Raw genomic sequence first — 11830 nt, 5'->3', positions numbered from 1 at the left:
ATCACTCGCTCACGAGCTCGGTGATCTGGAGGTCGAGCCCGCTCGCCTCGAGGGCCTCGCGCCCGCCGAAGACGCAGACGCCGTGCGGCGCGCCCTCGTCCGCGAGGGCGGCGGCGAGCCCGCGCAGGCCCTCGGCCGTGGCCGAGAGCTCCTGCTCGCGCACGGCGTCGCGCCAGCCTGCCGGGCGCTCGTCGAAGCGCGCCGCGTCCTGGCGCCGCGCGAGCTGGCGCGGCTTCAGGGGGGCGTCGTGCGCCGCGACGGTGGCCACCACGTAGCCGTCCAGCTCCTCGGGGGTCGGCTCCCAGCCGGCGAGCCATGCGGCGGCGTCGTCGTAGCGGGCGAGCGTGGCGTCCACGGACGGGTCGCGGAACGACCAGAAGAGCGTGAGGCCCTCCGTCGAGCGCTTGAACCCGCAGCCGTAGGCCCCGCCCTTCACGCGGACCTCGTTCCAGAGGTAGTCGTAGGAGAGGGCGCGCGCGGCGACGGCCCACTTGCCCGGGGCTCCGGCGTCCGCGGCGGAGCGCCCGGACGCCCGGGCCACGTAGCATACGGGCGACGGGATGACGAAGCCCTCGTTTCTCGGCTCGGGAGTCGGGATCGCAAGGGCGTGCGCCACCTCGCCCGCGCGGGCGAGGCCGAGCGTCCCGCCCGCCCCCCAGAAGCGCGCGCGGTCGTCGGCGGAGCCCGTGAAGCTCACGGTCACCTCGTCGGCGGTGAAGACGCGCGCCGCAAGCGCCGAGAGGCGCCCCGGGAGCTCGGGCGAGAGCTCGTCCCAGCGCGCGAGGAGGTCGCGCAGGAAGAGGTAGTAGTCCAGGCCGCCCATCCGGCTCGACGCCACGGCGGCCGCCGAGAAGTACGTGTTGGCGCGCTGGCTCGCCGCCGCGTGCCCCGAGCCCACGAAGTACTGCTCGAGGGACACCTTGCGCTGCGTGAGGATGTCTCGGATGCGCCCGAGGTCCTCGAAGCTCGTCTCGCCCCAGACCTCCGAGGGGAGCGTGGCGAGCGACCCCACCTTCTCGGAGAGCGCCGAGGCGCCCACCACGAGGCGCGGGGCGGCGAAGGAGAGGTCGTCGTCGCGCGTGGCGGTCTCGCAGAAGAAGTCGAGGCTCCCGAGGTTCGTCTCAACGAGGGTGTCGAGGTCGGAGGCCGTGTGGCGTGCCGTGTCGAGCCGGCCCAGGAGGTCGGTGAGCACGCCCGCCCAGGAGAGTTCCTCCAGGGGAAGGCGGCGCAGGTCAAAGTAGTGGTAGACGTAGTCGATGCCGTGGGTGTCCAGCTCGTGTGCCACGCAGGGCAGGGGCGCCTCCACCTCGAGCGGGGCGGGCTCGGGCGCGGGCGGCTCGATGTCGGCGGGCGTGAGCTGCGGGAGCGTGGCGAGCGCCTCGGGCGCGTCCGGCGCCCCCTGCTCGGCGCGCAGCGCCGCGACCTCCGCGCGCACGGCCTCCAGGTCCTTCTCGCCCATCCCCGCGCGCAGGCGCGCGAGCTCCGCGGCCTCCTCCGCGTCGTCGCCCTCCTCAACCGGGACGAGCTCGACCTCGGCGGCGTGCCCGCTCTCGCAGACGAGCTCGCGCAGGAGCCGCTCGAAGTAGCCCTCGTCGAGCCCGCGCTTGAGCTCGGCGAGTGCGTCCTCGTAGCGCAGGTAGTCGAGGGCGCGATCGTCGTCGTAGAGCCAGCCGGAGAGCGCGGCTATGGAGAGCGCCACTCCGTCGGGGTAGCCCCCGAAGTCGCCCTCGCGCAGGTTGAACTCCGCCTGGGCGAGCGAGGCCTCGAGCTTGTCGCGCGGGATGCCGCCCTCGGCGAGCTCGGCGCACGTCTCCTCCACGAGCGCGCGGAACCTCTCGCCCGCGCCCTCGCGCAGGCCCCGCAGGATGAGGAGCGCGTGCGGCTGGAGCACGCCGTCCACGAGGATGGCGGAGAAGTCGTCGGCGAGCCCGGCGTCGAGCACCCGGCGCTTGAGCGGCGCCTCGTTGGAGCCGCAGAGCGCGTCGAGCAGGATGTCCGCTCCGAGGACGCGCGTGCGCTCCGCCGCGGTGCCCACGACGTAGGCGAGCCCGACCGAGGAGTTGGAGGGGGCGGTCGCCATCTCGAGGGTCGTGCGCTCGGCGCGCACCGGCGCCTGGAGCTCGAGCGGGTTGGGCGCGCCGGCCCCGCGCCGCGCGGCCCCGCGGAAGCGCTCGTCGATGAAGGCGAGCTCGCGGTCGATGTCGAGGTCGCCGTAGAGCACCGTGTAGCTGTTGGGCAGGGAGTAGTGGCGCGCGTGAGCGTCGAGGAAGGCCTCGTAGGTGAGCGACGGGATGGCGCGCGGGTTGCCGCCGGACTCGTGCCCGTAGCAGGTGTCGGGGAAGAGCGCGCGGCCGACGGCCTGATAGAGGGCATCGTCGGGGTCGGAGAGCGCACCCTTCATCTCGTTGAACACCACGCCGTTGTAGTTGAGCGAGCCGTCGTCAGCCACCTCGAGGTGCCAGCCCTCCTGCTCGAAGATCCGCGGGCGCCGGTAGATGGCCGGGTGCAGCACCGCGTCCAGGTAGACGCCCATGAGGTTCTCGAGGTCCGCCACGTTGGTGGAGGCCACGGGGTAGACCGTCTTGTCGGGGAAGGTCATGGCGTTGAGGAAGGTCTGCATGCTCGTCTTGAGCAGGTTGACGAAGGGCTCCTTGACCGGGTAGCGGTCCGACCCGCAGAGCACCGAGTGCTCGATGATGTGGAAGACGCCCGTGTCGTCGGCCGGGGGCGTCCTGAAGCCGATGGCAAAGGCGCGGTTCACGTCCGCGCAGGCAAGCCAGAGCGCCCGCGCGCCGGTGGCGTCGTGGCGCATGAGGTAGGCGTGGCCGGAGATCTCGGGCAGGCGCTCGACGCCGGTGACGGTGAACCCCGCGTGACGCGTGCCGACGGCGAGCGCGGGGTCCGCCGCGAGAAAGTCCTTCTCGCTCATGGTTCCTCCCTTGTCGTTTTCTCTCAGCTGAGCATAGCGCAGGAGGCCGCGCCGCTGGCGTCAGGTTTGTTTGGCACACCGATAGCGGCGTGCCAAACAAACCTGACGCCAGCGGCGCGTGCCAGGCAAACCTGACGCCAGCGGCGCGCATCAAATCTCTCCGCGGATTTCTGGCACTTTGGGGCCCTCTGAGACCCTTGAAAGTGCCAGAAATCCGCGGAGAGATTTGATGGGCGGGAAAGGCCCGGAAGATGGTAGGCTATCGCGGGCCGTAACGAGCAGGGGAGGGCACGTGGCCGAGAAGAACCAGCTGTCTGAGAGAGACCTCGAGCGCCGCCGCCGCGTGCGCCGCGGCATCGTGGCGACGCTCGTGGGAGGGACCTTCTGGGGCCTCAACGGCACCGTCTCCAAGTGGCTCATGGACGCCTACGCCATCGACCCGCTCTGGCTCGTCTGCGTGCGCGAGCTCTCCGCGTGCTGGCTCTTCCTCGCGGCCGCGGCCGCCACCTCCCGCGGGCGGGAGCAGCTCGCGGGCGTGTGGCGCCACCCGCGCGACCTCGCCGCCATCCTGGGCGTGAGCCTGGGGGCCATCCTCTTCTCGCAGGTGGCCTACCTCGAGGCCATCGACTGGACCAACTCCGCCACCGCCACGATCATGCAGAGCCTGGGCATGGTGCTCGTGCTCGCGTTCGTGTGCGTGAGCACGCGCCGCCGGCCCCGCCGCCGCGAGGCGTTCGGGGTGGTCCTTGCCCTGGTGGGGACCTATCTCGTGGCGACGGGCGGCAACCCCGGGTCGCTGAGCCTGCCGCCCGAGGGGCTCTTCTGGGGGCTCGCCTGCGCGGGGGCGGCGGCGTGCCTCTCCATCCTGCCGGCGCGCCCGATGGCGCGGTGGGGGAACTTCACGGTCAACGGGCTCGCTTTTCTCGCCTCGGGGCTCATCCTCTCCGTGGCCTACCGGCCCTGGGAGCACATGCCCGAGCTCGACGCGCTCGCTGTGGCGGTGCTCGTGGGCTGCGTCGTGGTGGGGACCTTCGGGGCGTATGCCCTCTACCTGCAGGGGGTGCACGACGCCGGATCCATGCGCGCGAGCCTGCTCGGGACCATCGAGCCGGTCACGGCGACGGTGGCCACGGTCGCGTGGCTGGGCACGTCCTTCTCGCCTGCGGAGATCGTGGGCTTTGGCCTCATCATCGCGATGGTGTACCTCACGGCCTAGCGGGCCCCCCGCGCCTCGTTCATGTTGACGAGCATACCCCCGCGCACGGATTCGAGGCCCGAGGGGCGGGTTCCGTGCGCGGGGGCATGCTGAGCCGTTCCGCGTGTGGCGAGAAGAACGGGCGGGTCGCTAGATCCGCTCCATGTTGGCGAGGACGCCCGCGTACCAGTAGTCGGCGTTGGGCGGGCAGTACTTCTGCGCTCCGGCATAGGTGAGCTGGCCGCCGTAGCCCGCGGCGAGGCCGGCCACGTGGTCCCAGATGGCCTCCTCCCAGCTGTTCCAGCTCGAGCTGCCCCAGCCCCAGGCGTTGTGGGGGAGGAAGCAGTAGCGGCCCTGGGTGCTCTCGATCATCGAGATGGCGGGCGAGAAGCGCGGGTCGACGCCGTACTCCCAGGCGGCCTCGGCGAAGGTCGTGCCCTGGCCGGCGAGCGGGGAGCCCGCGAGGTAGGCATCGATGCGGGCGGACCACTCGGCGACGAAGGAGGCCTTGTCGCTGCTCCAGTCGACGTTGCCCGCGTCGGGGGAGGAGGGCACCTCGACGGGCGCCTGGGTGCCGGACTCGGTGGTGAAGGTCACGTCCTGCTCGCCCTCGGCATCGGCGGCTGCCGCGGCCTGCGCGGCGGCCTCCGCGGCGGCGCGCTGCGCGGCCTCGATCGCGGCGCGGCGCTGGGCCTCCTCGGCGGCGGCCTGCGCGGCGATCTCAGCCTCGAGCTCGGCGCGGGCGGCGTTGGCCTGCTCGAGCGCCTCCTCGGCGCGCTGCTGCTCCTGCTCGGCCTCCTCCATCTGGGAGTTGAGCGAGAAGCGCGCCTGGTCGAGCTCCTTCATGGAAGCCTGGAGCTCCTCGATGGCGTCGTTGTTGTTGGACTGGATGACGTCGAGGTACTGGATGGTGGAGAGCAGCTGGTAGAAGTCGTCCGCGGAGAGCAGCAGGTCGATCAGGCTGCCGGAGCCCTGCTGCATCTTGTAGAGGGCGCGCAGGGAGTCCTCCGCGCGCTCCTGCTGCGCGGGCAGCTCGGCCTCGAGCTCCGCGACGCGGGCCTCGTTCTCGCCGATCTGGGCCCGGAGCTCCTCGACGCGCGCCGTGGCCTCGTCGTAGGCCTGGTTGCCCTCCTGGATCTGCTGCTGGACGCTCTGGAGCTCGCTGGTCGCGTCGGCGCGGGCCACGGCGGGCCAGGCGGCGAGCGGGATGGCGAGGGCGGCGCTCAGCGCGCCGGCGACGAGGGCGGTGCGGACGTGCTGTCGGGTGCGTGTCTCGGACGACAAGGGCAGAAACCCCCTCAGTAGGGTCCCGCGCGGCGGGCTTCACTATCACAACGTTCTCATTTTACGGTCTGGCACCGCGTATCACCGAACCTTCATCACTTGGTTGAGGGTTTGGGCCGTCGCGCCGTCGCGCGGCACCCCGTGACATGGCTCGCCCCGCAGGTCGGGGGCCTGCGGGGCGAGGGAGGCTCGTGGGCGCGCCGCGCCCGGGGGGTGCGGACGCGGCGGCGTGACTACTTGATGACGAGGGTGTCGCACTCGGTGTTGCGCGTGAGGAAGGTGGAGATGGAGCCGAGGATCGCGTACTTGATCGAGGAGAGGCCGCGCGCCCCGCAGATCACGAGGTCGGGGTTGATGACGTCGAGCATCTCGTCCTTGATGGTCTCGCGGATCCTGCCGGCGCGGACGATGACCTCGACCTTCTTGATGCTCGGGTTGGCCTCGGCGGCGCGCACCTTGGCGTCGATGGACTCGCGGAACGCCTTCTCGAGCGAGGGCACGACGTCCACCGGGAAGGTTCCGGCGGCCTCGAGCGCCGTCGAGTCGATGACGTGGCCGATGTAGAGCTCCGCGTTGTCGTTCGCCGCGAGCAGGATGGCGCGGTCGAGCACCTTGTCCTGCTGGTCGGAGCCGTCCAGGGAGACGAAGATCCTGTCGTAGCCGAGGTCTTCATAGGTTTGGGCTGCGGTGTCGGCCATGGTGGCTCCTTTCCTCTTCCGCGGGCTCTGTGCTGCGGGTTGCCTCTCTTATGCCCGTTGTTCCGCAGGCGTGAGGTTCTTCTCGCCAAACGGCGTAGTTTTTCGGTGGCGGCCGCGTTGCCCCGCCCCTCCGGGCGCCCTCGGGCGAAAATAGGTCCGGTCCAAATCGAGTGGGAAGGTTAAACCGTGGATCTTATCGAGCTCGTCAAGGCGGCGGTCTTCGGCTTCGTGGAGGGCGTGACCGAGTGGCTGCCCATCTCCTCGACCGGTCACATGCTGCTGCTCAACCAGTTCCTCACGCTGGATGTCTCCGAGGACTTCTGGAACATGTTCCTCGTGGTCATCCAGCTCGGCGCCATCCTTGCCGTCTGCGTGGTCTTTTTCGGGAAGCTGAACCCGTTCTCTCGGAAGAAGGACGCCCTCGAGCGCCGCGCCACCTGGACGCTCTGGGCCAAGACGGTCGTGGCGTGCGTTCCGGCGGCCGCCATCGGCATCCCCATCGACGACTGGATGGAGGCCAACCTCGGGAGCCCCTTCGTGATCGCCGCGGCGCTCATCGTCTACGGCGTCGCGTTCATCGTGATCGAGACCGTGCGCGAGCGCCGCGCCTCCGAGCTCGCCACGCGAGGCCCGCGCGGCGGCAGGCACTTCGCCGAGCCCGAGCTGCCCGAGGGCGCCGGCACGTCTGCCCTCGCGGACGCCGAGGCGCGCATCCAGACCGTCGACGACATCGACTGGAAGACCGCCATCGGCATCGGCCTCTTCCAGGTGCTCTCGATTGTGCCCGGCACCTCGCGCTCCGGCTCCACGATCATCGGCGGCCTCCTGCTCGGCTGCTCGCGCACCGCGGTGGCGGAGTTCACGTTCTTCCTCGCCATCCCCGTGATGATCGGAGCGAGCGCGCTGCGCCTCGTGAAGTACTTCCTCGCCGGCAACATGTTCTCCGGCACGGAGGCGGCCGTGCTCGGCGTGGGCTGCGCCGTGGCCTTCGTGGTCTCCATCGCGGTCATCCGCTTCCTCATGGGCTTCGTGCGCCGGCACGACTTCAAGCCCTTCGGCTGGTATCGCATCGTGCTCGGCGCGGCCGTGATCGCATGGTTCGCGCTCGTGGGATAGGGGGCGGCGTGAGGGAGGACCGCATGGCGAGAAGGACGCTCGCCTCGGCGCTGGCACTGGCGCTCGCGCTGGCCGCCGCGGGCGCGCCCCGCGTCGCGTGGGCGCAGGACGACGCCGAGCCCGTCGCCGTGGTCGAGGAGGCCCCGGCCGCCGAGGCCCCCGCCGCCGAGGCCCCGGCCGCCGAGACGCCGGCCTACTCGGCCGACGAGCCGCCCGCGCTCTCGTCCCCGGTGGCGCTGCTCGTGGACCGCGACACCGGCTACGTGCTCTTTGAGCAGGGGGCCGACGAGCAGCGCACCCCGGCGTCGATCACCAAGATCCTCACTGCCCTCGTGGTGCTCGAGAACGCGAGCCTCGACGACGTGGTGACCGTCGAGGAGGGCGACTTCGAGCACGTGACCGCCGAGAGCACGACGGCGGGGCTCAAGGCGGGGGACGTCCTCACGGTGCGCGACCTTCTCGCGGGGCTCCTCCTGCCGTCCGGCAACGACGCCGCGTACGTGCTCGCCCGCGCGGTGGGCGGCGACTGGCAGACCTTCGTGGGGATGATGAACGAGAAGGCGGCGTCGCTCGGCTGCACCTCGACGCACTTCTCGGACCCGTGCGGCCTGGCCGAGGACAACCACTACACCACCGCGCGCGACCTCGTGACCATCTTCGAGGCCGTGATGGCCTACCCCGCGTTCCAGGAGATCGCGGGGAGCACCACCTGGGAGATGCCCGCGACGGGGGAGAACCCGGCGCGCACGATCACGACCACGGACCTGCTGCTCGACCCCGAGAGCCCCGTCTACATGGGCGACGTCGTCGTGGCGGGCAAGACGGGCTTCACGTATGACGCCGGCAAGTGCCTCATCGTGGCCGCCGAGAAGGACGGCATGCGTCTGGCCGCCGTCGTCCTCGGCGGGTCGGACGAGGAGGACGCCGACGGCGTGACCCCCAACTACTACGACATGCGCTCGCTGCTCGAGTGGGGCTTCGGCGCGTGGGAGACGGGCGAGGTCGTGTCCGCGGGGGACGTGATTGCCTCCGCGGAGGTGACGCTCTCCTCCGACGGCGACGAGGTGGGCGCGCGCTCGGACGACGCGATCGTCACCACGTTCCCGCGCGGGACGACGATCGCCGACCTCACCGTCGAGCCCTCGTGGGAGGGGGCGTTCCAGGCCCCCATCGAGAAGGGGGACTCGCTCGGGGAGGCCGCCATCTCGCTCGACGGTCGCGCGCTCGGGACGGTTCGCGTCTCCGCGGAGAGCGCGATGGAGCTCTCGCTCGTGGACTACGCCATCTGGTGGGTCAGCTCCGACCCCGTCCACATGGGCATCGTGGCGGGCGTCGTGACGGTGGTCTTCGTGGTGATCGGCCTTGTCGCGGCGGCAGTGGGCAGGGGGCGCCGGCGCAACGAGCAGTTCACCATCGCGGTGGGCGAGCGCCGCGCGGTGGCGGCGGCCCCGAGCCCGCAGCGGCTGAAGCCGCCGACGGAGAAGGTCGCCCAGAAGAAGGGCGGCAAGCACTTCAAGTGACGGGGGCTGGAGGGCGAATGACCCGCATTCTGTTTGTCTGCCACGGCAACATCTGCCGCTCCACGATGGCGCAGTTCGTGATGGAGGAGCTTGTCCGTCGCGCCGGGCGCGAGGGGGAGTTCCTCATCGACTCGGCGGCGACGAGCTCCGAGGAGCTGGGAAATCCCCCGCATCACGGGACGGTGGCCAAGCTTCGCGCGGAGGGGGTGCCCGTGGGGCGGCATCGCGCCCGTCGCGTGCGGCGTGACGAGTACGCGGACTGGGACCACATCGTCTATATGGATGCGGAGAACGCCTGGGGGCTCTCGCGCATCCTCGGCGGGGACCCGGACGGGAAGGTGAGCCGCCTGCTCGACTGGACCTCTCGCCCCGGTGACGTGGCAGACCCCTGGTACACCGGGGACTTTGACGCCACGTATCGTGACGTCCTGGAGGGCTGTGAGGCCCTGCTGGCCGCGTTGTAGGGGATGAGGGGCGCGTAGGCGGAATCCTGATGCCGCATAACCCGACATTTTTGCCGGTTTTCTCGCAAATTTGTCAGGTTATGCGACCTTGCGATTCTACGAGTTGGGATGCAGTCGTCCGCAGGGGGTGTGCGGCGACTCGTGAAAGCGACGGGAGGGTGACGCAATGGCGGGATGTCGGGGCATGTCCGTGGTGCGCGGCCTTGCCGCCTCGGTGCTCGTGTCGAGGCTGCTGCCGGCCGTCCTGGGCCATCAGCCCGATGCGGGCCACGAGGAGCTGGGCCCATACCTGGGCGGCGGGGGAGACGCGCGCGTGCGCGAGATGTCCCCGGGCGTGAGCGCCCATGAGGGCGAGGTGCTCGAGTGGGACCGCGCCGAGGAGGCCGATCGCACGTGGCGCTGGCTGCAGGCGCAGCCTCGGGGCTTCGAGCGCGTGGAGACCGCCTCGGATGACGGCACGCGCCTCGCGGGCCATGTCCTCGCGTGCCGACCGGACTCGCCGCGCTGGCTCATCTTCGTCCACGGCTACCACGACAACTGGCGCACCGGGCTCACCTATGCGCGTCGCTATGCCGAGGCTGGGTTCAACCTGCTCTTCGTCGACCTGCGCGCGCACGGGGAGTCGGGCGGCGACTGGGTGGGCGCGGGCTGGCTTGACCGGCGCGACCTCGTGGCGTGGTGCCGCTGGGTGGTTTCCCGTGCGGGGGAGGGCGCGCGCATCGCGCTCGCCGGTATCTCGATGGGTGCCGCCTCGTGCCTCATGACCTGTGGCGAGAAGGACCTGCCGCCGCAGGTCAGAGCCTGCGTGGAGGACTCCGGCTACACGGACTTCTGGCGCACGGCGGAAAACGTCGTGGAGACGGGCTCGCTCGGCACGCCGCCTGCCGCGGCTCACCCGCTCGTTGACGTGGCGCGGCGTCGGCTCATGAGGGCGCGTGGCGGCTATGATCTTCAGCTCGCGCGACCGATGGACGCCCTGGCCCGCACGAGGGTGCCGGTCCTGATAATCCACGGCGAGGCCGACCGCGTGGTGCCCGCGTACATGGCCCGCGAGCTCGCCGCGTCGGGCGACGGCCACCAGCTGGAGCTCTTCCCCGGAGCGGGTCACTGCTGTGCGGTCTTTGCCGACCCGGAGCGCTACTGGGGCTGCGTACTCGGGTTCCTCGGGCGCTGGATGTAGCTGCGTCGGCGGCCCCGCGGGCGACTCTGCCGCGTTTGCTCGTGCAAACTCGGGTTGAGTCGTGGGGGTCGTGGGACTCGAGTACCCTCTGACCTGCTGAAACTCAGAACTGGCTGCCTCAGAGTCCGGTTTTCTCGCCACGTTTGCTCGTGCAAACTCCAATAGGGTGTCCTGCCGATGGGATATCCGGCCCCATTGCCGGGGCGCTTAGCCGAGAAGGAGCGCCAGCCCCACGAGCGCTGCGAGGAACGCCACGTTCATGATCGTGAACCGCAGCAGGTACGCGCCCGCGGTGCCCGCCCCCTCGGCGATGACCTGCTTGTAGGAGATGAGGCTCGCCATCGACGCGATGAGCGTGCCCAGGCCGCCGATGTTGGTGCCCACGATGAGGGCGGGCCAGGCGGAGCTGAAGCCGGAGAGCAGGAGCGCCGCCGGGACGTTGGAGACCACCTGGCTCGCCGCGACGGAGGCGATCAGCTCGTTTCCGGAGACGAGCGACGAGAGCAGGCTGTCCACCGCGCCCACGCGCCCGACGTTGCCCACGAAGACGAAGAACGCAACAAAGGTGAGAAGCAGCCCGTAGTCGACCTCGCGCAGGGCATCCCGGTCGGCGACCAGCGTCACGGCCACCACGATGGCGAGAAGCGCCGGCACGGGGAGCACGCGCGCGACGGCGAGCAGGCTCAGCGCGAAGAGCGCCGCCCACGGGGCGACGGAGCGCCTGCGCACGCGACCCGCCGCGAGCTCCCGCGCCGCAGGGAGGGCGTGGTCGCCGCCCCTGACGGGCAGGCCGTGGCGATATGCGCCGTAGGCGAGGACGCAGGCGACGAGCAGCACGGCGGAGAGCAGCGCGTAGGGGAGCATGAGGCCCACGAACTCGCCGACGCCCATCCCGGAGGCGGAGTAGAGGTAGAGGTTCTGCGGGTTGCCGATCGGCGTGAGCATGCTGCCGAGGTTCGCCGCGATGGTCATCATGACCACGGTGAAGACTGAGGCGTCGGCAATCCCGAGCATGCGCAGGACGAGCAGGCCAAACGGCACGAAGGCGATGAGGGAGACGTCGTTGGTGACGAGCATGCTCGCGAGGAAGGGGAGAAGGACGAGCCCCATCACGACGCCGGTGCCCGAGCTCAGCCGCGCCACGAGCGCCCGCCCCGCCGCCTGGAAGACCCCGGCCCGGGAGAGGCCGGCCATCGTGGTCATGAGGCAGAAGAGCAGGCCGAGGGTCCGGAAGTCCACGTACTCGAGGTAGCCGGCATCGGGCGGCACGAGCGCGCAGGACGCGACGGCGAGCACGGCCGCCGCCGCGAGCACCGGGTCGCGGCGTACGAGTTCCAAGACCTGTGACATGGGGTGACGCTCCTTCTTTCGAAAATGCCCGAGATAGTGTAAGCGATGTGGCCTGACGGGGGCGGCGGCGCCCGTCGCACCCTGAGACAAAGAA

Annotated in this window: 9 protein-coding genes; 5 read left to right on the top strand and 4 right to left on the bottom strand. The window is 70.8% G+C overall.

From position 1 onward, the window contains the following. Position 1: 1 nt before the first annotated feature. Complete coding sequence (locus E0L17_RS03995) at positions 2-2929, bottom strand: insulinase family protein (protein ID WP_167929966.1); 2928 nt, start codon at positions 2927-2929, stop codon at positions 2-4. A 292-nt stretch (positions 2930-3221) separates the two neighbouring features. Here E0L17_RS03995 and E0L17_RS03990 point away from each other — a divergent pair, with 292 nt between their 5' ends. Beyond that, positions 3222-4145 carry a DMT family transporter gene (locus E0L17_RS03990; protein ID WP_353652944.1) on the top strand — a complete coding sequence of 308 codons (924 nt, stop codon included), beginning with the start codon at positions 3222-3224 and terminating at the stop codon, positions 4143-4145. A gap of 129 nt (positions 4146-4274) precedes the next feature. Here the strand turns inward: E0L17_RS03990 and E0L17_RS03985 are convergent, their stop codons facing one another. After that, positions 4275-5408, bottom strand: coding sequence for a coiled-coil domain-containing protein (locus tag E0L17_RS03985; protein WP_286163277.1), 1134 nt, complete (start codon positions 5406-5408; stop codon positions 4275-4277). A gap of 233 nt (positions 5409-5641) precedes the next feature. Beyond that, positions 5642-6106: a universal stress protein gene (locus E0L17_RS03980; protein WP_075278767.1), complete on the bottom strand. Its 465-nt coding sequence runs from the start codon at positions 6104-6106 to the stop codon at positions 5642-5644. Positions 6107-6292: 186 nt separating this feature from the next. On the opposite strand from E0L17_RS03980, the gene E0L17_RS03975 reads away from it, so the two are divergent. The 4 genes from E0L17_RS03975 (at position 6293) to E0L17_RS03960 (ending at position 10386) form a co-directional block, all read left to right on the top strand. Beyond that, positions 6293-7222 (top strand): undecaprenyl-diphosphate phosphatase, encoded by a 930-nt coding sequence (locus E0L17_RS03975; protein WP_167929964.1) that lies wholly within the window; start codon positions 6293-6295, stop codon positions 7220-7222. A 23-nt stretch (positions 7223-7245) separates the two neighbouring features. After that, on the top strand, positions 7246-8742 hold the full coding sequence (locus E0L17_RS03970; protein WP_167929963.1) for a D-alanyl-D-alanine carboxypeptidase family protein: 1497 nt from the start codon (positions 7246-7248) through the stop codon (positions 8740-8742). A gap of 17 nt (positions 8743-8759) precedes the next feature. Then, a complete protein-coding gene (locus E0L17_RS03965) occupies positions 8760-9206 on the top strand; it encodes a low molecular weight protein-tyrosine-phosphatase (protein ID WP_167929962.1) in 447 nt (148 codons plus the stop codon). A 166-nt stretch (positions 9207-9372) separates the two neighbouring features. Then, on the top strand, positions 9373-10386 hold the full coding sequence (locus tag E0L17_RS03960) for an alpha/beta hydrolase (protein ID WP_167929961.1): 1014 nt from the start codon (positions 9373-9375) through the stop codon (positions 10384-10386). A gap of 207 nt (positions 10387-10593) precedes the next feature. Here the strand turns inward: E0L17_RS03960 and E0L17_RS03955 are convergent, their stop codons facing one another. Beyond that, positions 10594-11736, bottom strand: coding sequence for an SLC13 family permease (locus E0L17_RS03955; RefSeq protein ID WP_167929960.1), 1143 nt, complete (start codon positions 11734-11736; stop codon positions 10594-10596). Between the last annotated feature and the right edge of the window lie 94 nt (positions 11737-11830).

The sequence above is a fragment of the Olsenella sp. SW781 genome, assembly GCF_012027725.1.
In the GTDB taxonomy this organism is placed as follows: domain Bacteria; phylum Actinomycetota; class Coriobacteriia; order Coriobacteriales; family Atopobiaceae; genus Thermophilibacter.
This window is presented reverse-complemented; position numbering and strand designations above follow the sequence as displayed.

What these genes read in the sequence shown, in the direction of transcription:
- E0L17_RS03995 (WP_167929966.1), bottom strand. Translation starts at nt 2,929, where the DNA reads ATGAGCGAGAAGGACTTTCTCGCGGCGGACCCCGCGCTCGCCGTCGGC.
- E0L17_RS03980 (WP_075278767.1), bottom strand. Translation starts at nt 6,106, where the DNA reads ATGGCCGACACCGCAGCCCAAACCTATGAAGACCTCGGCTACGACAGG.
- E0L17_RS03970 (WP_167929963.1), top strand. Translation starts at nt 7,246, where the DNA reads ATGGCGAGAAGGACGCTCGCCTCGGCGCTGGCACTGGCGCTCGCGCTG.
- E0L17_RS03965 (WP_167929962.1), top strand. Translation starts at nt 8,760, where the DNA reads ATGACCCGCATTCTGTTTGTCTGCCACGGCAACATCTGCCGCTCCACG.
- E0L17_RS03960 (WP_167929961.1), top strand. Translation starts at nt 9,373, where the DNA reads ATGGCGGGATGTCGGGGCATGTCCGTGGTGCGCGGCCTTGCCGCCTCG.
- E0L17_RS03955 (WP_167929960.1), bottom strand. Translation starts at nt 11,736, where the DNA reads ATGTCACAGGTCTTGGAACTCGTACGCCGCGACCCGGTGCTCGCGGCG.